20 protein-coding genes are annotated in these 24,255 nt (G+C 76.5%); all 20 read right to left on the bottom strand.

Features of this window, described 5'->3' with window-relative positions:
• Nucleotides 1-526: 526 nt before the first annotated feature.
• Nucleotides 527-2,146 (bottom strand): chaperonin GroEL, encoded by a 1,620-nt coding sequence (gene groL, locus E1B22_RS05000; RefSeq protein ID WP_135224802.1) that lies wholly within the window; start codon nt 2,144-2,146, stop codon nt 527-529.
• A 28-nt stretch (nt 2,147-2,174) separates the two neighbouring features.
• Entirely contained in the window at nt 2,175-2,501 is a 327-nt protein-coding gene (gene groES, locus E1B22_RS04995; RefSeq protein ID WP_013494708.1) for a co-chaperone GroES, read from the bottom strand.
• A gap of 415 nt (nt 2,502-2,916) precedes the next feature.
• Nucleotides 2,917-3,471, bottom strand: coding sequence for a molybdenum cofactor biosynthesis protein B (locus tag E1B22_RS04990; protein ID WP_135224801.1), 555 nt, complete (start codon nt 3,469-3,471; stop codon nt 2,917-2,919).
• A gap of 98 nt (nt 3,472-3,569) precedes the next feature.
• Complete coding sequence (moaC, locus tag E1B22_RS04985; RefSeq protein ID WP_167758848.1) at nt 3,570-4,295, bottom strand: cyclic pyranopterin monophosphate synthase MoaC; 726 nt, start codon at nt 4,293-4,295, stop codon at nt 3,570-3,572.
• Nucleotides 4,292-5,677: a gephyrin-like molybdotransferase Glp gene (gene glp, locus E1B22_RS04980; RefSeq protein ID WP_135224800.1), complete on the bottom strand. Its 1,386-nt coding sequence runs from the start codon at nt 5,675-5,677 to the stop codon at nt 4,292-4,294. The genes moaC and glp overlap by 4 nt, the downstream gene beginning before the upstream one ends.
• 156 nt (nt 5,678-5,833) lie before the next feature.
• A complete protein-coding gene (locus tag E1B22_RS04975) occupies nt 5,834-7,018 on the bottom strand; it encodes an acetyl-CoA C-acetyltransferase (RefSeq protein WP_135224799.1) in 1,185 nt (394 codons plus the stop codon).
• Nucleotides 7,019-7,292: 274 nt separating this feature from the next.
• The gene (locus E1B22_RS04970; protein ID WP_243123751.1) at nt 7,293-8,972 is read right to left on the bottom strand and encodes a folylpolyglutamate synthase/dihydrofolate synthase family protein; all 1,680 of its coding nucleotides are present in this window, start codon (nt 8,970-8,972) and stop codon (nt 7,293-7,295) included.
• A 269-nt stretch (nt 8,973-9,241) separates the two neighbouring features.
• The gene (gene guaB / locus E1B22_RS04965; RefSeq protein WP_135225960.1) at nt 9,242-10,690 is read right to left on the bottom strand and encodes an IMP dehydrogenase; all 1,449 of its coding nucleotides are present in this window, start codon (nt 10,688-10,690) and stop codon (nt 9,242-9,244) included.
• 466 nt (nt 10,691-11,156) lie between these two features.
• Nucleotides 11,157-12,596 carry a UDP-N-acetylmuramate--L-alanine ligase gene (gene murC / locus E1B22_RS04960; protein WP_135224798.1) on the bottom strand — a complete coding sequence of 480 codons (1,440 nt, stop codon included), beginning with the start codon at nt 12,594-12,596 and terminating at the stop codon, nt 11,157-11,159.
• A gap of 422 nt (nt 12,597-13,018) precedes the next feature.
• Nucleotides 13,019-13,525, bottom strand: a complete 507-nt coding sequence (locus tag E1B22_RS04955; RefSeq protein WP_135224797.1) for a DapH/DapD/GlmU-related protein — start codon at nt 13,523-13,525, stop codon at nt 13,019-13,021.
• Nucleotides 13,526-13,541: 16 nt separating this feature from the next.
• Nucleotides 13,542-14,603 carry a tRNA (adenosine(37)-N6)-threonylcarbamoyltransferase complex transferase subunit TsaD gene (tsaD, locus tag E1B22_RS04950; RefSeq protein WP_135224796.1) on the bottom strand — a complete coding sequence of 354 codons (1,062 nt, stop codon included), beginning with the start codon at nt 14,601-14,603 and terminating at the stop codon, nt 13,542-13,544.
• Nucleotides 14,600-15,247, bottom strand: coding sequence for a ribosomal protein S18-alanine N-acetyltransferase (gene rimI / locus E1B22_RS13150; protein ID WP_371413485.1), 648 nt, complete (start codon nt 15,245-15,247; stop codon nt 14,600-14,602). Before rimI ends, tsaD begins: the two co-directional genes overlap by 4 nt.
• Nucleotides 15,248-15,516: 269 nt before the next feature.
• The gene (gene tsaB / locus E1B22_RS04940) at nt 15,517-16,443 is read right to left on the bottom strand and encodes a tRNA (adenosine(37)-N6)-threonylcarbamoyltransferase complex dimerization subunit type 1 TsaB (protein ID WP_135224794.1); all 927 of its coding nucleotides are present in this window, start codon (nt 16,441-16,443) and stop codon (nt 15,517-15,519) included.
• 183 nt (nt 16,444-16,626) lie between these two features.
• Nucleotides 16,627-17,163, bottom strand: a complete 537-nt coding sequence (tsaE, locus tag E1B22_RS04935; protein ID WP_243123750.1) for a tRNA (adenosine(37)-N6)-threonylcarbamoyltransferase complex ATPase subunit type 1 TsaE — start codon at nt 17,161-17,163, stop codon at nt 16,627-16,629.
• Nucleotides 17,160-18,194, bottom strand: coding sequence for a uracil-DNA glycosylase (locus tag E1B22_RS13145; RefSeq protein ID WP_243123749.1), 1,035 nt, complete (start codon nt 18,192-18,194; stop codon nt 17,160-17,162). The genes tsaE and E1B22_RS13145 overlap by 4 nt, the downstream gene beginning before the upstream one ends.
• Nucleotides 18,195-18,274: 80 nt before the next feature.
• Nucleotides 18,275-19,300: an asparaginase gene (locus E1B22_RS04925; RefSeq protein WP_135224793.1), complete on the bottom strand. Its 1,026-nt coding sequence runs from the start codon at nt 19,298-19,300 to the stop codon at nt 18,275-18,277.
• Nucleotides 19,301-19,379: 79 nt separating this feature from the next.
• Nucleotides 19,380-19,730, bottom strand: coding sequence for a type II toxin-antitoxin system PemK/MazF family toxin (locus tag E1B22_RS04920; protein ID WP_135224792.1), 351 nt, complete (start codon nt 19,728-19,730; stop codon nt 19,380-19,382).
• A 1-nt stretch (nt 19,731) separates the two neighbouring features.
• Nucleotides 19,732-19,947: a DEAD/DEAH box helicase gene (locus E1B22_RS04915; RefSeq protein ID WP_243123748.1), complete on the bottom strand. Its 216-nt coding sequence runs from the start codon at nt 19,945-19,947 to the stop codon at nt 19,732-19,734.
• Between the two features lie 218 nt (nt 19,948-20,165).
• On the bottom strand, nt 20,166-21,350 hold the full coding sequence (alr, locus tag E1B22_RS04910) for an alanine racemase (RefSeq protein WP_135224791.1): 1,185 nt from the start codon (nt 21,348-21,350) through the stop codon (nt 20,166-20,168).
• A 783-nt stretch (nt 21,351-22,133) separates the two neighbouring features.
• Nucleotides 22,134-24,239, bottom strand: a complete 2,106-nt coding sequence (locus tag E1B22_RS04905) for a bifunctional ADP-dependent NAD(P)H-hydrate dehydratase/NAD(P)H-hydrate epimerase (RefSeq protein WP_243123747.1) — start codon at nt 24,237-24,239, stop codon at nt 22,134-22,136.
• Nucleotides 24,240-24,255: the final 16 nt, after the last annotated feature.

Raw genomic sequence — 24,255 nt, 5'->3', positions numbered from 1 at the left:
CGCAAGGGTGAGACGCAGGTACCGGGACCGCGGCCGGTTCCCGCGGGCCGCGGACCGGGGGCAGAGACGACTCGAGGTCGCCGGCGTAGCGTCGATCGATGTCACAACGTGATATCTTAACATGATATCGTAGCAAGACGATGCGTTTTGAACAGGTCCATGGGCGGGTTGGCCGCCAACCCGGGATGGCCGGAGCGGGGAGGGATTGCGGTGGCGGAAGGCCGTCAGTCCTTGACGGTGCACGTTCCCAGCGATTTGTTGGCATGAAGGAGCGGATCGTGGGCTCCGACACCGGCGTCCTCGTCGTTCCTGACGCCCGATGAACCGGAGGACGCCGCGGCAGTTCTGGAACATGCCAAGCCGCCGCCGCGGGCCGCGGGGCGATGCCCTGCGGCCCGCGGCGCCCCGGCCGGTTCGTCCGCCGCGCCAGCGAAGGGCAGTAGCCCCGCTTGAGCAAACAGGGGCGGGGTGCCCGCGCCTCCCGCGCGGGCACCCCGCCCCGGCCACGGCCCAGCGGGCGACGGACTCAGAAGTCCATGTCGCCCACGTTGCTGCCGGCCGCCTCCTTCTTCTCCTCGGGCAGGTCGGCCACCAGCGACTCGGTGGTCAGCACCATGGCGGCGATGCTGGCCGCGTTCTGCAGCGCCGACCGGGTCACCTTGGCCGGGTCGACGATGCCGCGGGCGAACATGTCGCCGTACTCGCCCGTCAGGGCATCGAAGCCCTCGTTGTCCGGCAGCTGCTTGACCCGCTCGACGACCACCGAGCCCTCCATACCCGCGTTGGCCGCGATCTGGCGCAGCGGCTCCTCCAGGGCGCGGCGGACGATCTCGATGCCCATCCGCTCGTCCTCGTTGCGGGCCTCCACCTTGTCCAGCGCCTTGATGGCGTGGACCAGCGTGGCACCGCCACCGGGGACGATGCCCTCCTCCACCGCCGCCCGCGTGGCCGAGAGGGCGTCCTCGATGCGGTACTTCTTCTCCTTCATCTCCACCTCGGTCGCGGCGCCGACCTTGATCACGGCCACGCCGCCGGCCAGCTTGGCCAGCCGCTCCTGCAGCTTCTCGCGGTCGAAGTCCGAGGTGGTCTCCTCGATCTGCCGCTTGATGACGTTGATGCGGGCCTTGATCTTCTCGGGATCGCCAGCGCCCTCGACGATGGTCGTGTTCTCCTTCTCCACGACCACCTTCTTGGCCCGGCCGAACATGTCGGGCGTGACGTTCTCCAGCTTGATGCCCAGGTCTTCGGAGATCACCTGGCCGCCGGTGAGGATGGCGATGTCCTCCAGCATCGCCTTACGCCGATCGCCGAAGCCGGGCGCCTTGACCGCGCAGGACTGCAGCGTGCCGCGGATCTTGTTGACCACCAGGGTCGCCAGCGCCTCGCCCTCGACGTCCTCGGCGATGATCAGCAGCGGCTTGCCGCGCTCCACCACCCGCTGCAGCACCGGCAGCAGGTCGTTGACGGACGAGATCTTGCGGTCGGTGATCAGGATGAAGGGCTCCTCGAGGACGGCCTCCATCGCCTCGGCGTCGGTGACGAAGTACGGCGACAGGTAGCCCCGGTCGAACTGCATGCCCTCCACGACCTCGACGGTCGTGTCCAGGGTCTTGCTCTCCTCGACCGTGATCACGCCGTCCTTGCCGACCTTCTCCATGGCGTCGGCGATCATCTTGCCGATCTCTTCGTCGTTGGCGGAGATGGAGGCCACCTGCTGGGTCGCTTCCTTGGTCTCGACGGGCTTGGCGATCCGCTTGATCTCATCGACGACGGCCGCGACCGCCTTCTCGATGCCCCGCTTGACCAGGATCGGGTTCGCGCCGGCGGCCACCACCTTCATGCCCTCGCGGACCATGGCCTGGCCCAGGACGATGGCGGTGGTGGTCCCGTCACCGGCCACGTCGTTGGTCTTGGTCGCCACCTCCGTGAGGAGCTTGGCGCCCATGTTCTCGAAGGGGTCCTTCAGCTCGATCTCGCGGGCGATGGTCACGCCGTCATTGGTGATGGTCGGCGAGCCGAACTTCTTCTCCAGGACCACGTTGCGGCCCTTGGGCCCCAGGGTGATCTTGACGGCGTTGGCGACGGTGTTCAGCCCCTTCTCCAGGCTGCGCCGCGCCTGCTCGTTGAAGACCAGCTGCTTCGGCATGCCGCCTTCCCTCCTCGGTCACGAACGCTCACTGGATGACCGCCAGGATGTCGCGCTCGCTGAGGATCAGCAGCTCCTCGTCATCCAGCTTGACCTCGGTGCCGGCGTACTTGGAGAAGATCACCCGGTCGCCTTCCTTGACCTCGAGGGGGACCTTCTGGCCGTTCTCGAGGATGCGGCCCGTGCCCACGGCCAGGACCTCACCCTGCTGCGGCTTCTCCTTGGCCGTGTCCGGCAGGATGATCCCGCCCTTGGTCCGCTCCTCCTCCTCGATCACCTTGACGACCACCCGGTCGCCGAGAGGGCGCAGCTTCACCGACACGGTCCCTCCCTTGGGCTGCGGCTGAACGCTCACCGCCGTCCACCTCCCTGGTGCGCTGAGGGTTCGGCTCCGGGGCGCCCGGCCACAGCGGTCGAATGGTGCCGTGATCGGATCTGGCAGGATCGCTGCCCGGCGGGCCCGAGCCCCCGAGCCGCGGGACTCCTGTCCTGTTAGCACTCCCCGTCGGAGAGTGCTAAGCCATCGACTATGGTAAGGCGGCCAGAAACGGTCGTCAACCCCCGAATTGGCCGCCGCTCCCATGCTTGCCGCTATTGCTTCTGCCCCGCTCGGCGCCGGATTATGCGCCGCGTGCGCCGGCACGCCGGTGCGGACGAACCGGCTCGGCGCCCCCCTCCCGACGGCGAAGGACCCCGACGCCTCGCGAGGCGCCCGTAGGTTCCCACGCGTCGGCGACGGGTGCGGCGATGGGTGCAGCGGTCGGCGGATCTCAACGGGCGTCGCGATGCCCGCCGCCGTGGAGGATGGCGACGGCGTGGTCCAGCAGCGGTGCGAGGACCTCGAGGCACTCGGCCACGCCCCGCGGGCTGCCCGGCAGGTTGACGATCAGGGTGCGCCCCCGGATGCCCGCCACCGCCCGGGAGAGGTAGGCCATCACATTGGCCGCCCCCGTCGCCGCCCGCATGCGCTCGGGAAGGCCCGGGACGACCCGCTCCACCACGTCCAGCGTCGCCTCGGGGGTGACGTCCCGGGGGCCGAGGCCCGTGCCGCCCGTAGTCAGGATCAGGTCGGGGATGGAGGCGGCACCCTGCTGCGATGCGGTCCGCTCCGACCCGTCGTCCCCGTCGCGGGCAGCCGCCGCTCCCCGCCCGTCGGCCACCGCGGCCAGCCAGCGGGCGATGGCCCGGCGGTCGTCGGGCACCACGCCGCGGGCCACCACCGCGAACCCGCGCTCTGTGGCCCATCGCGCCAGATAGTCCCCGCTCGCGTCCCGGCGCCAACCCTGGCTGACCCCGTCGCTGACGGTGAGGATCGCCACCCGCACGGCCAACGCCCCCTCCCGTTCCGACGCCGCGCCGCCCCGCGCGGCTGCGGGCCGCGACACGCGCCTCCGCGCTCCCCTGGGTCCGCCGGCGAGCCCCGTCAGCGGGACCTGCCGCCCTCCGCCCGGGTGGCTTCGGGCCGGACGGGCTCGCCCACCGCCTCCCAAGGCGGTTCGCCGGCCCGCCAATAGTCGCCGCTGCGCCCCCCCGTCTTGCGCACCAGGCGGATCCCCTCGACGACCATCCCCTTGTCCAGGGCCTTGCCCATGTCGACCAGCGTCAGGGCGGCCACCGCCACGGCCGTCAGGGCTTCCATCTCCACCCCCGTGCGCGCCGCGGTGCGCACCGTCGCCTGGATCTCCACCGCGTCCTGCGTCAGCCGGAAGTCGACGGCGACGGTGTCCAGGGGCAGCGGGTGACACAGGGGGATCAGCCGGCCGGTCTCCTTGGCCGCCAGGATCCCCGCCACCCGGGCGACGGCCCACACGTCGCCCTTGGGCACGTCGCCGGCCCGCAGGCGGGCCAGGGTGGTCGGCGCCATGCGCACCCGGCCCCGCGCCACCGCCTCCCGCACCGTCACCGCCTTCCCGCTGGTGTCGACCATCTGCGCCCGGCCTGCGGCGTCCAGGTGCGTCCACGCCGGCGCCCCGGACGGGACCGGCGCGGCCGGTTCCTCCGCCGGAGAGGGTACGACCCGCCGGCCACCGGCGTCCTCGCCCCGCGCCTCCGGTGCGGCGGGCGCCGGCTCCCCTCCGGCGGACGCCCCCGCCGGGCGGTCCCCCTCCGGTCCCCCGGCCCGGTCGGAGGGACGGGCTCGCTGCCTCACCAGGGGATCACCTCCACCTCGGCGCCGGCCGGCAGCTCGTCGATGGCCATGGGCAGGTGCACCAGCCCCTGGGCCCCGGTCAGGGCGGTGATCAACCCGGACTTGCGCGGTTGCGGCCGCGCGGCATACTCCCCACCGCGCCAGAGCAGGGCGACGGGGACGTACTCCTCGCGGCCGGCCGGGCGCCGCAGGGCGGTCTCCAGGCGGGCGCGGATCCGTGGGCCGGGTCCCGCCGGCGGCTCGAGGCCGAGCCAGCGGAACACCACCGGCCGCACCAGCAAGCGATAGACCACCAGGGCGGACACGGGGTTGCCCGGCAAGCCGAAGACGGGCTTGCGCCCCGCCATGGCGAACAGCGTCGGCTTGCCCGGCTTCAGGGCGACGCCGTGGAGGATCACGCCAGGCGGCTCCAGCTCCGCCGCCAACTGGGCCGTGAGGTCGCGCTCGCCCACCGAGCTGCCGCCGGAGATCAGCACCAGGTCCGCTTGCTGGAGGGCGCGCCGCAGCGCCTCCCGGAAGGCAGCCGGCTCGTCGGGCACGTAGACGGGTTCCAGGGGCTGGGCGCCGTCCTGCCGCAGGGCAGCCGCCAGCGCCACCCCGTTGATGTCGCGGATCTGGCCGGGCGCCGGCGTCCGCTCCGGGGGCACGATCTCATCGCCGGTGAGCAGCAGCGCCACCCGCGGCGGGCGGGTGACCGGCACCCGCGTGACGCCGGCCCCCGCCAGGGCCCCCAGCTCGGCCGGACCGAGCCGGCGCCCCGGCGTCAACAGCGCCAGGCCGGCGGCGGCGTCTTCGCCCCGGGCGATGACGTTGTCGCCCGGGCCCGCGAACCGGTGCACCAGCAGCCACGACCCCTCGCGGGTGGTGTGCTCGAACATCACGACGCAGTCGGCGCCGGGCGGCAGCATGCCCCCGGTGGGGACGGCCACCGCCTGGCCGGGTTCGACCCGCACGGCGGCGGCCCGGCCCACCAGGACCCGGCACACCACCTGCAGGCGGGCCGGCCGCCCGGGCGCGATCCCCCGCAGGTCCTGGCTGCGCACGGCGTAGCCGTCCACCGTGGCGCGGTGGAAGGCGGGGACGTCCTCGGGCGCGTACACCGGCTTGGCCAGGACGCGGCCGAGGGCCGCGGCCAGCGGCAGCTCCTCCACCGCCAGCGGCGGCTGGCCGGCGGCGGCCAGGATCCGCCGGCGCGCCTCGGCGACGGTGGGCAGGCCCTCCGCCGGGAAGGGCTCCCGGAAGCCGGGCGCCTCCGCCTTGGCCGGGTGCCGCGGTGGCGGCCCCGGTTCCCCGGGCTGCGGGTTCGGTGCACCCGATGCGGCCGAGCCCTCCGGCGGGCCCGATGCGGCGCAGCCCTCCGGCGGGGTGGATCCGTTGGACACGGGAGCCGATCCCCCTTCCCACGCATCCGCCGGCCGGGGCCGGTTCGACCCGCGGCGTCGTCCTCCTGACGCCGCCGCTCCCGGGCCGACCGATCCGGTGGCCCGGCGTGGCGCCATCCGCCGGGCGGCTCCCCGCCACCGGCCCCCCGGCCGGCGTCACGGATCGACGCGGATCAGCGTCGCCTCGCCCTGGCCGCCGCCGCTGCAGATGGTGGCGATGCCGTAGCCGCCCCCGCGGCGGCGCAGCTCGTAGGCCAGGGTGAGCAGGATGCGGGCGCCGCTGGCGCCGATGGGGTGGCCCAGGGCGACGGCGCCCCCGTTGACGTTGACCCTCTCGGGGTCCCAGCCGCCGAGCTTCATGGTGGTCAGGGCGACGGCGGCGAAGGCCTCGTTGACCTCGAAGAGGGCGATGTCGTCCCAGCGGAGGCCGGCCTTCGCGAGGGTGCGCTCGGCGGCGTAGTACGGCACGGTGTGCAGGTACGGCGGATCCAGGGACGCCTGGCCCTGGCTGACGATGGTGGCCAGGGGCTTGACGCCCAGGGCGCGGGCCCGCTCCCGCTCCATGAGGACCAGGGCGGCGGCCCCGTCGTTGATGCCGGGGGCGTTGCCCGCCGTCACCGTGCCGTCCTCCTCGAAGACCGGCGGCAGGGCGGCCAGCTTCTCGTAGCTGGTGTCGCGGCGCGGCGCCTCGTCCACCGCCACGCGGACCGCCTCGCCCTTGCGGGCCGGGACCTCGACGGGCACGATCTCCTCCGCCAGCCGGCCGGCGTCGATGGCCGCGATGGCCCGCTGGTGGCTGCGCAGCGCCCACCGATCCTGTTCCTCGCGGGTGATGCCGTACTCGGCGGCGACGCGGCTGCCGTAGACGCCCATGTGGCAGCCGCCGAAGGCGCAGAGCAACCCGTCGGTCAAGAGGGCGTCCTCCATCTGCAGGTGGCCCATGCGCCCGCCCCAGCGCGCCTGGCGCACCAGGTAGGGCGCCTGGCTCATGCTCTCCATGCCGCCGGCCACCACCACCGTCGCGTCGCCCGCCCGGATCAGGGCGTCGCCCAGGTTCACCGCCCGCAGGGCGGAGGCGCAGACCTTGTTGATGGTGTCCGCGGGCACGGTGACCGGCAGCCCGGCCTTGACCGCCGCCTGCCGCGCGGGGATCTGGCCCGCCCCCGCCTGCAGGACCATGCCCATCAGCACGTAGTCCACCTGCTCGGCGGCCACGCCCGCCCGCTCAAGGGCCGCCCGGATGGCCACGGCCCCCAGCTCGACGGCGGGCACGTCCTTGAGGGCGCCCCCGAACTTGCCGAAGGGGGTCCGCGCCCCGTCGACGATCACCGTCTCGCGCACACACCTCACCCCCGCACGGGCCGCCCCACCGAGGCCGGGCTGGACGAACCGGCCCCGCGCGCCGCCGGCGGGGCCGCGCCCTCCCCCGCAGGCCGCGGCCCTGCACACCCCGCGCCTGCGCGGGACGGACGCCGGCGCCGGCCGCAGGACTCGGGCCCCGGCGCCGCCCGTCCCGGTCACGCCGGCGCGCCGCCTGGGCCGGGCCACCGGACGAAGCGGGCGGCCTCCACCCCACTTCGCCGCCGCCGCGCGCCTTCCCTGTGCAGGGGGTGGCTCAGGCGCCGGGGGTTCCTGCGGGCGCCAGCACGTGGGCCCGCACGGCGCCCACCAGGTACAGGCTGCCGGTCACCAGCACCGGCTGCCCGGGCTCCGCCTCGCGCAACGCGCGGGCCAGGGCGCCCACCGGCTCCCTCTCCACCACCACCGGTACGCCCTGGGTCGCCAAGGCCCTCGCCAGTCGCTCCGCCGGCGCGGCCCGCGGGCTCGGCGGCTCGCTCACCACGGCCCGTCCCGTCACCGGGGCGATGGCACCCGCCGCCTGCTCGACGTCCTTGTCGTCCAGCATGCCGATCACCAGCAGCACCCGGCGGCCGGGCCAGAGGGTGGCCACCGTCCGGGCCAGGGCGGCCATGCCGGCGGGATTGTGGGCGCCGTCCAGCCAGACGTCCCGGCCCTGCCAGCGCAGGCGCTCCATGCGCCCGGGCCAGCGGGCGGCGGCCAGGCCGCGCTCCACCGCCGCGCGGCCCACCTGCAGGCCGCGGCCGGTGGCGGCCGCGGCCTGCAGCGCGGCCACGGCCACCGCCGCATTGGCGACCTGGTGGGGGCCGACGAGGGCCAGCGGCAGGTGGTCCCAGCGCACCGCTGCGCCGCGCGGCGACCCGGCCGGCCCCCGGTAGTCCCAGCGCGACCCCTCCGGACCGGTGGTCCGCAAGCGGTAGGTGGCCACCGCCACCGGCCCGGGTGGCTCGCCGGCCGGTTCGTCCCGCCCCGGCCCCACCGCGGGAGGGGGTGCGTCCGTCAGCGGACGCACCTCCCAGAGCGGCGCGCCCACCCGCGCCGTCTCCCGGCGCAGCACCCGCAGGGCCGCGGGGTCCAGGGCGCCCGTCACCAGGGGCACGCCGGGTCGCGCGATGCCCACCTTGTCGTAGGCGATCTCCTCCACCGTCCGGCCCAGCCGGTCGGTGTGATCCAGGGCGACGTTGGTGACCACCGAGACCGCCGGCCGGGGCACCACGTTGGTGGCGTCGTAGCGCCCGCCCAGGCCGACCTCCAGCACGACGGCGTCGGGCCGTCGCGCCTGCACCAGCAGGAAGAACACGGCGGTCGCCACCTCGAACTCGGTGGGTGCCTCGCCCGTCGCCGCCACGGCGTCGGCTGCGCTCCGCACCCGCTCGATGGCGGCCGCCAGCTCAAGGCCGGAGACGGGCCGGCCGTCGAAGGCGAACCGCTCCTCGTAGCGGACCAGGTGCGGGGAGGTGAAGAGGGCCGTCCGGCAGCCCGCCGCCCGGAGCACGGCCTCCAGGATGCACGCCGTAGAGCCCTTGCCGTTGGTCCCCGTCACGTGGTAGACGGGCGGCAGGTCCTCCTCCGGGTGGCCCAGCGCCGCCAGCAGGCGCCGGATCCGCTGGAGTCCCAGCCGCATGCCGAATCGACCGAGGCCCTGCAGGTAGGCGACGGCCGCCTGCGGGGCGGCGGGGCTGCCCGCACCCCCACCCCCCTCCCCGCCGCGACCGTCCCCCGGTGGCGCGGCGGGGGGCGATGCGCCGCGGACCGCCGCCCCCCAAAGGGCGTCGACCGCCCCTCCCGCCGCGGACGGCGACGCCCCTGGACCCGCCCCGGTCCCGTCGGGCCCGTGGGTCCTGGGGATCCCGTGGGTACGATCGCTGGCGGCCGGGGCGGGCCGGTCGCTCCCGTCCCCTCGCGCCCCCTGGATCCGCTCCTCGCGCTGGCGCAATGCGTCCCTCGGCACCTCCCCGGGCCGGCATGGGGCCCGGGCCGGGATGCGGCGAAGCCGTCCGGGCGCCCCGCCCGGCCGCCCGCAGCACGCCCCGCCCGGGCGCACGGACCGCGCCTCGTTCGGGCGGCCGCTCCGCGCCCCGCCCGGGCGCACGCACCGCGCCTCGTTGGGGCGGCCGCTCCGCGCCCGGTCGGGCGCACACGCACCGCGCCCCGTTGGGGAAGCCGCTCCGCGCCCGGTCGGGACCCCCGCCGCCGGCCCCGCCCTCACGCCCGGCCGAGCCAGTAGTTGGGCGGCTCCTTGGTCACCGTGACGTCGTGGGGATGGCTCTCCGCCAGGCTGGCGGCGGTGATGCGGACGAACCGCGCCGTCCGGCGCAGGGTCTCGATGTCCGGCGCGCCGGCGTAGCCCATGCCCGCCCGCAGGCCGCCCACCAGCTGGAAGACCGTCTCCGACAGCGGGCCGCGGTAGGGCACCCGCCCCTCGACCCCCTCCGGCACGAACTTGGCCTCGCCGTCCTGGAAGTATCGGTCGGCACCGCCCTGCTTCATGGCGCCCAGGGAGCCCATGCCGCGGTAGACTTTGAAGCTCCGGCCCTGATAGATCTCCAGCTCGCCCGGCGCCTCCTCGGTCCCGGCGAAGAGGCTGCCGATCATCACCGCGCTGGCGCCGGCGGCCAGGGCCTTGACGATGTCCCCGGAGTACTTGATGCCGCCGTCGGCGATGACGGGGACGTCGTACCGGTCCGCTTCCCGGCTACAGGCCAGGATGGCGCTCAGCTGCGGGAAGCCGGCCCCCGTCACCACCCGCGTGGTGCAGATGGAGCCGGGCCCCACGCCCACCTTGACGGCGTCGGCGCCCGCCTCGATCAGCGCCCGGGTACCCTCGGCGGTCACCACGTTGCCCGCGATCACCGGCACCTGCGGATGCCGCCGCTTCAGGGCCCGCACCGCCTCCAGGACGTTCCGCGAGTGGCCGTGGGCGCTGTCGACCACCAGCACGTCGACCCCGGCCTCGACCAGGGCGTCGGCCCGCTCCAGGCCCGCCGGCCCCACGCCCACCGCCGCCCCCACCAGCAACCGCCCCCGCTCGTCCTTGGCGGCGTTGGGGTAGCGGATCGCCTTCTCGATGTCCTTGATGGTGATCAGCCCGCGCAGGCGGCCGGCGGCGTCGACCAGCGGCAGCTTCTCGATCTTGTGCTGCCGCATGATCTCCTTGGCCCGGGCGAGGGTGGTGCCCTCGGGCGCCGTCACCAGGCCCTCGCGGGTCATCACCTCGGCGATGGGACGATCCAGGTTCTCCTCGAAGCGGACGTCACGGTTGGTGATGATCCCCACCAGGATGCCGCCCTGGTCCACGATGGGGACGCCGGAGATATGGTAGCGCGCCATCAGCTCCAGCGCATCGCGCACCCGGTGCTGCGGCGAGAGGTAGAACGGGTCGACGATCACCCCATGCTCGGAGCGCTTGACCTTGTCGACCTCCGCCGCCTGCTGTTCCGGGGGCATGTTCCTGTGGATGATGCCGATGCCGCCCTCCCGCGCCAGGGCGATGGCCAGGCGGGCCTCGGTGACCGTGTCCATGGCGGCGGAGACCAGGGGGATGCGGATGCGCAGCTGGCGCGTCAGGCGGGTGGAGACGTCGACGTCCCGGGGCAGGACGTCGGAAGCGGCGGGGACGATCAACACGTCATCGAAGGTCAGGGCCTCGCCCACGACCTTGCCGTCGCCGCGGGCCGCGGGATCGCCGGCCCAGGGGACGTGGGCGGCGCCGGGGTCGCCGGACACCCCGTCCGCGAGCCCGCCCCCATGGTCGGTACGGGACGCCCACGCCGGCTCCCGCGTCCAAGCCTCCGGGTGGACACGGCGCCCGCCGCTGCCCGGGCGCGCCGCCCACCCGTCGCCGCCTTCCTCCGCGGCGACCGGGACCGCCCGCCGGCCATTCCCGGCGCCGGGTGCCGTCGGCGCCCGGCCGGTTCGTCCGGCGGAACCGTCGCCGGCGCCGGCGGGTGCCTCGCGATCGGACCTCACGGTTCGCCCCTCCCACCGGACCCGGCCCGAGGCGCGGACCGACCACCCCGGGCCGGACCGGAGCGCCTCGGGCCACCCGGGTTATTGGTTCCATTGGTACCACGGCGGGATGGGACGTGCAACGGCTCCGGCGGCCGGGCCACGGCCCTGCTCAGGCGGGCGTCACCGCCTGGAGGCGCTGGGCCAGGTCGCGGGCCACGGTCCAGATGTCGCCGGCGCCCATGGTCAGCACCAGGTCGCCGGGCCGCACCGTGTGCAGCAGGTGCTCCACCAGCTCCTCCCGGCTGCGGATCAGCTCCACCGGCCGGCCTTCGCGCTCGGCGATGCGCTCGGCCAGCACGGCGCTGGAGACGCCCGGGATCGGCCGGTCGCCAGGCGGGGCGTAGATCTCCGTCAGGATCACCCGGTCGGCGTCGCCGAAGGCGCGGGCGAACTCGTCCATCAGGAGGTGGGTCCGCGTGTAGCGCTGGGGTTGGAAGACGGCGATCACCCGCCCGCCGGGTCCGCACCGCTGCCGGGCGGCGCGCAGGGTGGCGCGGATCTCCGTCGGGTGGTGGGCGTAGTCGTCGACGATCAGGATGCCGTCGCGGTCATAGAGCACCTGGAAGCGCCGCTTGGCGCCGTGGAAGCCGGCCAGCGCCGCGGCGGCGACGGGGAAGGGCACGCCGAGCTCCAGGCCCACCCCGAGCGCCGCCAGCGCGTTGAGCACGTTGTGCTGGCCCGGGATCGCCAGGCGGACCTCGCCCAGCGGCCGATCGCCCCGCCACACCGTGAACCGCGAGCCCTCGGGCCCCGCCTGCACGTCGCGGGCGCGCAGGTCGCCGTCGTCCGCCTCGATGCCGTAGCGCACCACCCGTACCGGGCCCCGCGGGTCGAGGCCGGCCAGCAGCTCCCGCACCACGGGATGGTCGGCGCAGGCCACCACCCGCCCACCCGGCCGGACGTTGCGGAGGAACCGGCCGAAGGCCGCCTGGAGCCGCCCGAAGTCGCCCCCGTAGTGGTCCAGGTGCTCGGGCTCGACGTTGGTGACCACGGCGATCTCCGGCCGGTAGCGGAGGAAGGTGCCGTCGCTCTCGCAGGCCTCGGCCACGACCCAGGGGCCGTTCCCCAGCCGGGCGGTGGCAGTGCCGAACTCCGGCACCTCCCCGCCGACCAGCACCGTGGGGTCGAACCCGCCGGCCACCAGCACGAGGCCCGTCATCGCCGTGGTGGTGGTCTTGCCATGGGTCCCGGTGACGGCCACGCCGCGCCGGTGGTTGAGGAGGTCGGCCAGCACCTGCGACCGGTGCCAGACGGGGATCTGCGCCTTGCGCGCCGCCACCAGCTCCACGTTGTCGGGGGGGACGTCGGTGTTGTAGACCACCAGGTCGGCACCGGCCACGTGCGCGGGATCGTGCCCGATGTGGACGCGGGCACCCTGCTCCGTCAGCCAGCGGGTGCGGTCGGAGGGACGGACGTCGGAGCCGCTGACCCGCGCCCCGCGGGCCAGGAGGACCCGCGCCAGGCCGCTCATGCCGTAGCCGCCGATGCCGATGAAGTGCACGCGCTTGCCCGCCCAGTCCACCGGGGGCGTGTTCGCCGGTTCCTCCATCGCCCGTTCCACCTTCCCTGCCATCCATGCCCCCAAGATTCGCAACGCACGGCCCGTTCCCTTGTCCCCGCCGGTGGCGGCGGGGCGGAGGCGCCAACCCGTCCGCGGCCCGCGGGCGCACTTCAGGATGTATGCGGCATCGGGGCCCGGTGCTACGGCGCCCCGGCGGCCGCCCGGCCCGCCCCCGTCGGGACCGCGGAAGCGACGCGAGTCCCCGGCGCGTCCGCACCCCATCCGTCCCGATGCCGCCCACCTGCATACCCGTAGGTTGGGGCCGGGCGCTGGAAAACATTCGCACCCATCGCCCCGACGCACCCTGCGCGTTCGGGCACCCCGGGGAGGGCCATTGCACCCCGACGGCGCGGGCGACGCCGTCCGGCGCCGGCGTCGCAGCGGATCCCGGAGCGGCCCGCCGGCACCCATCAGCCGCCGGGGCGGCGCAGGGGTCGGGCGGGGACGCCGCCCACCACGGCGCCCGGCGGCACGTCCCGGTTGACCAGGGAGTGGGCGGCGACCACCGCGCCGTCACCGATGACCACGCCGGGCAGGATCGTGCAGTTGGCCCCGATCATCACGTTGCGCCCGATGACCACGGGGCCCGTGCGGTACTCGTCGATCAGGAACTCGTGGGCCAGCAGCACCGTGTTGTAGCCGATGATGCTGTTGTCGCCCACCTCGATCAGCTCGGGCCAGAAGACGTCGACCATCGCCATGAGGCCGAAGGCCACGTCCCGCCCGACCTTCATGCCGAGCCGCCGATAGAGGAAGTTCTTGACCCCGAACCAGGGCAAGACGCGGCACAGCGAGATGACGAGGAAGTTCCACGCCACCCGGGGCAGGCTCTTGGCCTCCCGCCAGTAGTGGAGGGCATTGCGCCCGGGCGCCACCCGGCGCCGGGTCAGCCGCTGCTGGCGCGGGACCGCGGCCATGACCACCCCTCCCGCGCTACAGCCATTCGTCCAGCGGCGGATCGGGATCGACGTCCAGGTCGAGGCCGTCCCGGCGGCCGCGCCGCCACGCGGCGTGGCCGGCTGCGGCGATCATGGCGCCGTTGTCGGTGCACAGCACCGGGGGCGGGTAGGCGAGGTCGAGCCCCGCCGCGGCGGCGGCCGCCGCCAGGTCCCGCCGCAGCCGCCGGTTGGCCGCCACCCCGCCGGCCAGGTAGATCTGCCTTGCCCCCACCTGCCGGGCCGCCCGCACCGTCTTGGCCACCAGCACGTCCACCACCGCCTGCTGGAAGCCCGCCGCCAGGTCGGGCAGGTGCGCCTCCAGCTCCGCCCGGCGGTCCGGGTCCCGCCAGCCGCGTCGCTCCAGCTCGTAGATCACGGCGGTCTTCAAGCCGCTGAAGCTGAAGTCCAGCGAGTCGTCGTCCAGCATGGCGCGGGGGAACGGGAAGGCCTGGGGGTCGCCCCGGGCCGCCAGCCGGTCGATCACCGGCCCGCCGGGATAGCCCAACCCCAGCTCCCGGGCCACCTTGTCGAAGGCCTCGCCCGCGGCGTCGTCGCGGGTGCCGCCCAGCCACTCCAGGCCGCCGTCCGCCTGGAGGTGGAACAGGTCGGTGTGGCCGCCCGAGACCACTAGCGCCACGGCGGGCAGCCGGGGCGCGGGGGCCGGTTCCTCCCCCGGACCGGCCAGGAAGTTGGCGTGGATGTGTCCCGCCAGGTGGTGGACCCCGACCAGCGGCTTGTCCAGGGCCCACGCCAGCGCCTTGGCGAGGGCGACGCCCACCAGCAGGGCGCCCACCAGGCCGGGGCCGCGGGTGACGGCGATCAGGTCCAGGTCGTCGAGGCCGATGCCGGCCTCGGCCAGGGCTTCGTGGAGCAGCGGCACGGCATTGGTCAGGTGGCGCCGCGAGGCCAGTTCGGGCACCACCCCCCCGTAGCGCCGGTGCTCCCGGGTCTGACTGAGGATCACGTTGGCCAGGATGCGACGACCGTCGGCGACCACCGCGAAGCTGGTCTCGTCGCAGCTGGTCTCGATGCCCAGGGTGAGGTGGGGCCGCGTCACGGCGCCTCGCTCCCACCCGCCGCGCCGCCGGCGCCGGCCGCGGAGGCGGACGCGGCGTCGACGCCGCGCGGCGCCACCCCGTCGGTCGCCTCGAGGCCGTCCGCAGCCGCCGCACCGCGGGCGCCTTCGGCGCCCGGTTCCTCCGTCGCCACGGGGCCCGGCGGGTCCAGGCGGTCGCGCCACATGACGATGGCGTCCTCGCCGTTGTCGACGTAGTAGCCCCGCCGGATCCCGCAGGGGCGGAAGCCGTGGCGCCGGTAGAGGCGCTGGGCCACGTGGTTGCTGACCCGGACCTCCAGGGTCATGCGGCGGCATCCGTAGCGCAGCGCCCGCTGCTCCAGGGCGGTGAGCAGCCGGTCGCCCACGCCGCGGCCGCGGAACTCCGGGTCGACGGCGATGGTGGTCACGTGGGCCTCGTCGAGGATGCACCACATGCCGGCATAGCCCACCACGCGGTCGCCGTGGCGGGCGACGATGTAGTCGGCGTAGAGGTTGTCCCGCAGTTCGCTGACGAAGGCCCGCTCCGACCACGGCGTCGGGAAGGAGCGGCGCTCGATGGCCAGGACCCCGGGCAGATCGCCCGGCGTCATCGGCTCGATGCGGATCTCGGCGGGCTGGCTTCGCGCGTCGTCGGACGGCGCCACCCCGCTCACCTCCCGCGGCGGCAGATCCATCATACCATCTCCGTCGGCGGGGGCGGCCGCGGCCGGGGCGGCGCGGCCGGGGCGCCCGGACCGCGCGCTGGCGGCACCACGGGGCGGCGCCGGCCGGCGCGGTCCAGGGGCCGCCGCGCCCGTCGCCCCGTCGGGCGGGCGGCGACGCGGGACCGGCCGGCGCAGGCGCCCCGCCCTCCGCGCCGGGAGGTGGCCGCCGGGGAGGAGGCCCGGGCGGGGCGTCCGGGGACGGGCGATCCCTACCCCCGACCCGGCGCGGGCGATCCCTGAGCGGCACCCGGGTAGGGGCGGAAGGTGGAACCGGCGGGCAGGTACAGGGGGACCAGGGTGGCGGGATCGTCGCCGCCGGCCTCCAGGCGGCGCCGGGCCAGCCGCGCCACGGCGACGGGGACGGCGCCGGGGTCGGGCACCACCATGACGTCGGCGCGGCCGGCGCCGGTGGCGTCGACGGTGCCCCCCGTCGGCGCGGTCGGAGCGACGGCGGCCGCCAGGCCGAGGGCCGCCCCATCGGCCGGGTCGACCACCACGACCCAACCCGTGCCGGCGGCGCCGCGATCCAGCGCCCCGGGCGATGGGGGCTCCCCCACCCCCGCCGGCGGGACGCCGGACGATCGCCCCTCCGGGAGGTCGGCGGGTCGTCCCCCCGGGACGCCGGCTCCGACGGGGCCCGGCGGGCTCGCGGGATGGCCGCCCCGCGGCCCCAGGAACGCCGCCAGGGCGTCCGCCGCCACCACGTCGGGGCCCCAGAGGCGCCGGCCGGACGGGTCGAAGGCCGCCGCATAGAATTCGTCGCGCCGGGCCCGGCGGACCACCAGGCGGTGGCGCATCGCCCCGGTCCCGCCGTCGCCCCCTGCGGCGGCGGAGGCGACGGCCTCCAACGTCCCCACCCCGGCCAGGGGTCGACCCAGGGCCACCGCCAGGCCCTTGGCCGTCGCCAGGCCGATGCGCAGCCCCGTGAAGGATCCCGGCCCCAGGGCGACGGCGATGCCGTCCAGCCGGCGGGGGCCGATGCCCGCCCGGCGGCAGAGGCGGTCGATGGCGGGCATCAGGGCGCGGTTGGTGCCCGGGGCGGCCAGCTCCTCCACCCCCGCCACGCGCTCGCCCTGCAGGAGGGCCACGCCGCACCGCGGGCCCGAGGTGTCGATGCCGAGGATCCATGGGGTCATCGTCCGGCCTCGTCCCCTTCCCGTACGCCCCGGCGTGCCCGCATCCCCCGGCGTGGCCGGCGGCCGCCCGCCCGGAGGCCGCCCCGGGCGACGTCCCCCACGCCGCGGGACGGGTCCCGAGCCCCCGGGGATGGCGGCCCGGGCGGTGCCCACCCCCGTCCCGTCCGCGGAGACCGGCGGGACCTACCGGCCGCCCGGGCCATCCGCCGTCCCCCCTTCGGGGCCGCCCCGCGCCGCGTCGTCGCCGCCCCAGCCGCGCGCCAGGTGGTCCAGCAGCCGTCGGCCGCGGGGGCCGGCGGCGCGGGCCGCCACGCGCCGGTGGGGGCCGGGCGGCTGCAGGGCCAGCTCCAGCCACAGGGCGTCCGCCGGAACCCAACCCGGCGCGCGGTCGGCCCACTCCACCACCACGGCGCCCGTCGCCTCCATCTCGGCCGGGTCCACCACGTCCTGCAGCGCCGGCTCCCCCTCGAGGCGGTAGAGGTCCAGGTGGTGGAGGGGGATGCGGCCGCGATAGACGTGGACCAGGGTGAAGGTGGGACTCGCCACGCGACCGCGGAATCCGAGGCCGCGGGCCAGCCCCCGCACCAGGGTGGTCTTCCCCGCCCCCAGGGCGCCCGTCAGGGCGACCCAGTCCCCCACCTCCAGGGCACGGGCCAGGTGGGCGCCCAGCCGCTCCATGGCCTCGGCGGAGGGGATGACCGCCGACCAGCGGCCGGTCACGATGCGGCGCCCTCCCCGCCCGCCGGCCCGGGCGCCGGGCGGTCCCGGCCTCCTCGGCCCGCCGCGCGGGTCCCGGCGCCCCCTGCCGCCGCCGCGGCGTCCCCCGCCGCAGCCGTGCCCGCGCCGCCGGGGACCGGATCGAACAGGGTGAGCTGGGTGCCGGGTCCGGCGGCGCTGGCCCCCTCGGCCCCGTCGTCGCGGGCCGCCGACCCGGCGGCCCGCGACGACGCGGGCGGCTCCGCCGCGGCGGCCGCCTGCCGCAGCCCGCCGAACCCCTCCGGGCGGGCCGCCCCGCCCGGTGATCCCGGGCGGCCGGCCGGCGCGGCGTGCGCCCCCGGGCCCCCGGGCCGGGCGGGAGCCGGCGGGGCGCCACCCGCCGGCTCCCGCCCGGCGGCCGGTTCGTCCGCCGCCTCCGGCGGGTGGTGCGGCGCCACGTGGGCCGGATCCACCAGCTCCCGGTACTTGTCGATGACCTTTTTGAAGTCGTGCCAGCAGTCCCGCTTCAGGGCGGGGTTGCGCAGCAGCGCGGCGGGGTGGTAGGTCGGCATGTACCAGATGCCGTCGCGGTGGATCCACTGCCCGCGCCAGCGGGTGATGCGCGCCGCCGGGTCGATCAGCGCCTGCAGGGCGGTGGAGCCCAGCAGCACGACGATCGCCGGGTTCACCAGGCGCATCTGGGCGCGCAGGTTGGGCAGGCAGGCCGCCCGCTCGTCGGGCGTGGGGGTGCGGTTGCCGGGCGGCCGGCACTTGACCACGTTGGCGATGTAGACGTGGCGCCGGCGGTCGAACCCGCACGCGGCCAGGATGCGGTCCAGCAGCTGCCCCGCGCGGCCCACGAAGGGCCGGCCCAGCCGGTCCTCGTCGGCCCCCGGCCCCTCGCCGATCAGCATGATCCGTGCCGCCGGGTTGCCGTCGCCGAAGACGACGCCGCGGCAGCCTGCCCGCAGGCGGCAGGCGGTGCAGCCCTTCACCACCCGCTCCAGCGTGGCCATGTCGGCGATCCGCATCAGCTCGGCTTCCGGTCGCGCCACGAATCCCTCGCCTCCTCCCCGCCGCGGGGCCGGCGCCGGCGCCCCGTCCCCGGCGGGCTCGGCCCCGATCCCGACCGGGGTCACGGGACGACGCCCAGGCGCCCTGCCGGTCGGATCTCCCCCACCACCTCGCCGCGGGTGTTGGTCACCGGCACGCGATGCCACCGCGCCCTCACGGCCTCCGCCCCCGGGGGCAACAGGCCAAGGCGTTCCAGCAGCGCCACGACCGCCACGGGCCGCGCCCGCTCCTGCCCGTCGGCGACCTTCAGCGCCAGAGCGTGACCCGTGGACAGGGCCGCGGCGTAGACGCCCTCGGCCCCGACCTTGCCGATCCAGGCGCCGCCGGTGGCGCGGATCACCTCGGTGTCGAACTGGCCGTCCCCGCGGATCATCGCGGGATGCGCCACCAGCGCGCACCGGATGCGCTCCACCGCGGGCGCCACGTGGGTCAGCGCGGGCGGCAACCGGTCGGGCCGGCCGAGGAAGCGGAACATGCGGGCGACCTCCACCAGCGGCAGGGCGAAGGTGACCACCCCGCAGCCGTCCACCGCCTCGCGCCAGGCCGGTCCCCCCGGCCGCAGCCCCGTCAGGTCCGCCACCAGCTGGCGCACGGCCTGCTGGACGGGGTGGTCCGGCCGGTGGTACCCCTCCACGGGCCAGCCCCGGTGGCGCGCCAGGGCCAGCATGCCGGCGTGCTTGCCGGAGCAGTTGTTGTGCAGGCGGGAAGGCGCGGCGCCCGCCTGCACCAGGGCCGCCCGGGCAGCCGGGCTGGCCGGCGGCTGGGGCCCGCAGGCCAGCTGGTCCGGTCCCAACCCCAGCTTGGCCAACATCGAGGCGGCGCGGGCCACGTGGTGCGGCTCGCCGGCGTGGGAGCCGCACATCAGGGCCACCTCGGCGTCGTCGAAGCCGAAGGCGTCCGCGGCCCCAGAGGCCACCACCGCCAGGGCCTGGATCGGCTTGAGGGTCGAGCGCAGGAAGGTGACGTGGTCCGGATCGCCGAGGGCCGCCACCACGCGCCCCTGCTCGTCCACCACCACGGCGTGACCGCAATGGCGGCTCTCCACCCAGCCGCCGCGGGTCACCTCGACCAAGAGCTCGGGTTCCATGCCACGGTCTCCCATCGTCGGCCGCGCACCGTCGCGCCCCGCCCTCGCCCCTCGTCCCTGCGCGGCGTCCTCCGCCGGATCAGACCTCCCGCAGCCCCAGGCTGATGGCCAGCGCCACGTCGACCCGCCGCATCGCCCCGGCGTCCAGCCGCGCCACCCGCTCCAGGAGCCGCCGCTTGTCGATGGTCCGGATCTGCTCCAGCAGCACCACCGAGTCCTTCTCCAGGCCGTAGTGCCGGGCGGGCAGCTCCACGTGGGTCGGCAGCTTGGCCTTGTTGATCTGCGAGGTGATGGCCGCCACGATGGTCGTCGGGCTGTAGCGGTTCCCCACGTCGTTCTGGATCACCAGGACGGGACGGATGCCGCCCTGCTCGGACCCGATCACGGGGCTGAGGTCGGCGAAGAAGATGTCGCCGCGGCGGATCTCCACGTCAACCGCCCTCCCCACCCCATTCCCAGCGCCGGGGCTCCAGCTCCCCGGGGATCCACTCCTCGGCCAGGCGCTGGTTGAGGGGGCCCATCTCCTGATAGCCGCGGCGCAAGATCTCTTCCGTCGCCGGCCGGCCTGCGGCGCCCGCCTCCGGCCCCCCCGTCGGCGTGGCGGCGGCCGCGATCTGCGAAGGGAAGGATCCGTCCGGCACCGTCACCACCCCTCGTGCCCTCGTCCTCCCGCGGACGAACCGGCGTCGCCTCCGCGGGACGAACCGGCCCGCGGCCCACGCGTCCCGGGCCGGCCCGCCGCCGGAGTCGCCCCCCGTCCCGGGCTGGCTGGCGCCGGAGTCGCCCCCTCGCTGGCCGACCGCCGGCGTCGGCACCGCCGCCGCCCCGGTCGTCCACCCCCGCCACCGCCCGGGGGACGCAGGCGTCACAGCAGGTGGGACAGCGGCGCCTGCGCCACGGGACGGCCCCCCCGCAAGTAGATGCGGGGCACCCGCCGCCCGATGCCGGTGACCACCTCGTACCCGATGGTATCCATCCAGCCCGCCATCTCGTCGGCGGTGATCGCCTCGTCCTCCTGCCGCCCGATGAGCACGGCCTCGTCGCCCACCGCCACCGGCCCCGCGTCGGTCACGTCGACCATCACCTGATCCATGCACACCCGGCCGACGATGGGCACCCGTCGGCCGCCGACCAGCACCTGCCCGCGGTTGGAGAGGGCTCGCCTGAGCCCGTCGGCGTAGCCCACGGGCAGGACGGCGATGCGCGAGGGGCGGCGGGTGACGAAGGTCGCCCCGTAGCTGATGGGGGTGCCGGCGGGCACCTCCTTGACCAGGGCCACCCGCGTCTTCCAAGCCAGCGCCGGCCGGAGGTCGAAGGCGGCGACGGCGCCGCGGAACGGCTCCAGGCCGTAGAGGGCGATGCCCGGCCGGACCAGGTCGTAGCGGGCCCCCGGCAGCCGCAGTAGCGCCGCGCTGTTGGCGGCGTGCCGCAGGAGCGGGCGCAGGCCGCGTTCGTCCAGGGTCGCGACGATCCGGCCGAAGCGGGCCAACTGCTCCTCGGTGAGGGGGGCATCGGGGTCGTCCGCCGTCGCCAGGTGGGTGAAGACGCCCACCAGCTCCAGCCCGCCCAGCCCCGCGATCCGGGCCGCCACCTCCGCCAGCCGGGGGTGGTCCCAGCGCAGCCCGAGCCGCCCCATGCCGGTGTCCACCTTGAGGTGGACCCGCACCCTGCGGCCCTCCCGGCGGGCGGCCTCGGCCAGGGCCCGGGCCTCCTCCTCGCTGCTCACCGTCAGCTCGAGGTCGTAGCGGAGGGCGAGGCCGTACTGCCATGGCGGCGTCCAGCCCATCACCAGGATGGGGCACGCGATGGCCGACTGGCGCAGGTGGACGCCCTCCTCCACGACGGCCACGGCCAGGCGCCGGGCCCCGTGGGCCAGGGCGGTGCGGGCGACCATCACCGCCCCGTGGCCGTAGCCGTCGGCCTTGACCACCGCCATCAGCTGGGCGGGGGCGGCAAGCCGCTGCAGGGTCTCCACGTTGTGGGCGATGGCGTCCAGGTCCACCTCCACCCAGGTGGGGCGCATCGGGCGCACCCGGCCCGGCCCTTCCACGACGGACTCCTCCTCCGGTGGGTCCTCCTATCGGGTCGTCGGGTCGGTCTGCCAGGGCCACGACGCCGCCCACGGCCGGCGGCCGCCGTGGCACGGCGCCGCTCCCACCCCGGCCGCCGCGGGGGATTCAGCCCGGCGGGGGCCGCTGGTGTCGGGATGCTCCCCCGGATGCGGGGCCCGTGCCGCGGATGGCGGGACCTCGTCCCGCGCCGGGGCGCGGCGGCCACGGGCCCGGGACCGCGAGGCGCGAAGCGGCGCGAATCCCTAAGATGGCTTCGCTGGCAGGATCCCGGACCCTGTCGCGGGCTGCAGCGGGCTACGGCGGGTGGGATCCGGCCGGGCCTGGACCCTGTCCCCGGGCGGCGGCCGACGGCGCTGGGCGGGACCCGCCCCAGACGCCTTCACCGGCGGTCGCCCGCGGGGGCCGAGCAGGAGTCGGGGGGCCGTCCGGGCCGAGGCCCTGTCGCCTGGTGATCGCCCGCGGGAGTCGGGTAGGGGCCGGGGGAACCGCCGGTCGCAGGCCCCGCGCCCTGCAACGGCCGGCGGCCGCCGGTGGGATCCGGTCAGGCCCAGGCCTCCTGGGCCGGCGGTCGCTGGCGGGCGCCGACCGGCGCCGACGGGATGCAACGGCCAGGGCCGTCCACGGTCCGCCGCTGCGGCACGCACGCCGTGATCCGGGTGGCTCCCGGCCAGGGTGGTCGGCGTCCCGCCGGCGTGTGTCCCGCCGGGGTGTGCCGTGGGCCGACCCGTCCTGCGTCCCCCGCTAGCGTCCTGCGTCCCCCGCTAGCCGACGGGCGCGCCATCACCCTCGAGGGGCGGCCGCAACCATGCGACGCCGGGGATGCCGAGCGCCGCCGCGGATCCCGGCGACCCCCGGCGGATGCGGTCGAGGGCCTCCGGCAACCGCGTGATGAGCTGCGTCGCCTGCACGGGGATGCCCTCCGCGGGCGCCGCCAGCTCGCCCGCCAGAGCGTGGACGAACACGGCCACCAGGGCGGCCGCCAGCGGCTCGAGCCCCTGGGCCAGGAAGGCGCCCACGATGCCGGCCAGGGCATCGCCCATGCCGGCGCTGGCCATGCCGGGATGACCCCGCGTGCAGATGTAGAGCTCGCCGCCCGGGCCGGCGATCAGGGTCCCGGCCCCCTTGAGCACGGCGACGGCCCCCGCCCGGCGGGCCAGTTCCACGGCGGCCCGCGGCCGCTCGGCCTGGACCCGGGCCGTGGTCCAGCCCAGCAGCCGAGCGGCCTCCCCCGGGTGGGGCGTCAGCACGAGAGGGAAGGAACCCGGCCGCTCCCGCAGCCGATCGATGCCCAGGAGGGCCGCCAGGTTCAGCCCGTCGGCGTCGAGGACGGTAGGCCGGCAAACCGGCCCGGCCGCGGCCGAGCCGGCCGCCGCGGCGCCCTCGGGCGCGCGGGCGCCCGGCTCCCCGTCGGTCCCTGGGGCTCCATCGGCCGGGCGACCGTGGGGCGCATCGGCCGGGCGGTCGTCGTCCGACGCCCCCTCCGCCGGATCCCTCGCAGCCGGCCTGTCGAGGCCGAGCCATGCGACCAGGCAGGCGGCGGCGCCGGGGCTCTGCCCGAGGCCCGGCCCGATCACCCGCACCACCCGGCCCCGCCGCTCCCGTTCCCGCTGCGCCAGCGCGGTGACGGCCGCCGCGTCCCACTCGCCGCCGGCTGTGGCGGGCAGGGCCCAGGTCATGATCTCCGGGCGGTGGACCGCGGCCTCGGTCCGCACCGGCGCGGGCACGGCCAGGGTCACGGTGCCCGCCCCGGCCTGCAGGGCGGCCGTGCCCGCCAGCACCGCCGCTCCCACCTGCCCCGGCCGTCCGCCGGCTACGACGACGTGACCCGCCCAGCCCTTGTGGGCATCCCAGGGCCGCCGGGGAAGGAGGGCCGCCACGCCGGCCGCATCGAGGACGCGGGCGGAGGGGAAACCTCCGGTGCCGCCGCCGGGCGCGCCGGCTTCCGCCTCACCGCCCGTCCCGCCGACGCCGGTGCCGGTCTCCTGCGGCCAGCCGATGTCGACCACGAAGACCTGCCCGGCCCGTTCCGGGCCCTGGCCGAGCACGAGACCCCACTTGGCCGCGGCGAAGGTGGCGGTCCAGGTGGCGCGCGGCACCACCGGCGCCGCCTCCCCGGTGTCGGCGTCGAGGCCGGAGGGCAAATCCAGGGCGAAGACCGGCACCCCCGCGGCTCCCACCACCTGAAGGGCCCGGGCGGCCAGGGGACGCGGGGCGCCCCGCACCCCCACGCCCAGCAGGGCATCGACCACCACCCGGGCGCGGGCGACGGCAGCTTCCAAGTGATCGAGAAACGGGTCCACCGCCAGCCCCACCCCGGATCCCGCACCGGCCGCGGCCGGCGGACCGGCCGCGGCCGGCCGGTCCGCCGCGGGTTGCGGCCCGACCTCGGTGTGCGGACCCGCCGCGCCGGCCGAGCCCGCCGCGGGTTGGCGGGCCGCCCCGGGCTCCGGGAACTCGGCCGCCACCGGAGCCGCCCCGGCCCCCGTCCCGGGGTTCTGGCGAGATCCCTGCTGGGCGCCCGGGGCCGGTTCACCCGCCAGCGCGAACGCCGGTACGCCCGAACGGGCCAGCAGCGACCATTGCACCGCCGCCTCGCCCCGCAACCGGCCGGGCTCCGCCAGCAGGAAGACCTTCACCGCGGTAGGCCCCGCCCAGCGGGCCACCCAGCGGGCCAGCACCATCCCGTCGCCGCCGTTGTTCCCGCCGCCGGCCAGGACCACCACGGGCTCCCGGGCCGAGAAGGGGCCCGCCACCTTCCAGAGCAGGGTGGCCGCCGTGCGCCCCGCCGTCTCCATGAGCACCGGACCGCCCAGCCCGGCGTCCGCGGCCAGGCGGTCGCCCCGCCGCACCGCTGCCGCGGAGAGCACCCACACCCCTCTAGGC

The organism is Thermaerobacter sp. FW80, assembly GCF_004634385.1.
Lineage (GTDB): Bacteria > Bacillota > Sulfobacillia > Thermaerobacterales > Thermaerobacteraceae > Thermaerobacter > Thermaerobacter composti.
Note: the sequence above shows the minus strand (reverse complement) of the source record. Positions and strands in the feature narration are given on the sequence as shown.

What these genes read in the sequence shown, in the direction of transcription:
- groL (WP_135224802.1), bottom strand. Translation starts at nt 2,146, where the DNA reads ATGCCGAAGCAGCTGGTCTTCAACGAGCAGGCGCGGCGCAGCCTGGAG.
- murC (WP_135224798.1), bottom strand. Translation starts at nt 12,596, where the DNA reads ATGGAGGAACCGGCGAACACGCCCCCGGTGGACTGGGCGGGCAAGCGC.
- E1B22_RS04955 (WP_135224797.1), bottom strand. Translation starts at nt 13,525, where the DNA reads ATGGCCGCGGTCCCGCGCCAGCAGCGGCTGACCCGGCGCCGGGTGGCG.
- tsaB (WP_135224794.1), bottom strand. Translation starts at nt 16,443, where the DNA reads ATGACCCCATGGATCCTCGGCATCGACACCTCGGGCCCGCGGTGCGGC.
- E1B22_RS04925 (WP_135224793.1), bottom strand. Translation starts at nt 19,300, where the DNA reads ATGGAACCCGAGCTCTTGGTCGAGGTGACCCGCGGCGGCTGGGTGGAG.